Raw genomic sequence first — 542 nt, 5'->3', positions numbered from 1 at the left:
TAAAGAGCCACCGATAACGAAGACAAGGAAACCAAGGATAAACATACCGCGAGAAGGATCGGACGCAAACGCGTGTACCGACACCAAAATGCCCGAACGAACTAAGAAAGTACCTAACAAACTCAACGAGAATGCAGAGATCGCTAGCAATACTGTCCAAGCTTTAAATGTACCGCGTTTTTCCGTCACTGCTAGCGAGTGCATAAGTGCAGTACCTGCTAGCCAAGGCATAAAGGATGCGTTTTCTACTGGATCCCAGAACCACCAGCCGCCCCAACCAAGTTCGTAATAAGCCCACCAAGAACCTAGTGCGATACCCAAAGTTAGGAATACCCAAGCCGCCGTTGTCCAAGGACGAGACCAGCGCGCCCATGCTGTATCAAGACGACCTGTCATTAGAGAAGCAATCGCGAACGAAAACGCAACAGAGAAACCGACGTAACCCATGTACAGCATTGGTGGATGCACAATCAGCCCAGGGTCTTGCAGAAGCGGGTTCAAATCTCGACCATCAACAGGGAAGAACGGTAACGTACGTAGGA

General features: G+C 49.8%; 1 protein-coding gene. It reads right to left on the bottom strand.

The features are described 5' to 3' along the window. Positions 1-542, bottom strand: a 542-nt coding sequence (gene ccsA / locus R7R78_RS28930; RefSeq protein WP_225474947.1) for a cytochrome c biogenesis protein CcsA, incomplete at both ends; no start/stop codon positions are given.

The organism is Vibrio sp. 2134-1, from assembly GCF_033339495.1.
The sequence above is the reverse complement of the archived record's forward strand: the minus strand, read 5'-3'. Positions and strand labels throughout refer to the sequence as shown.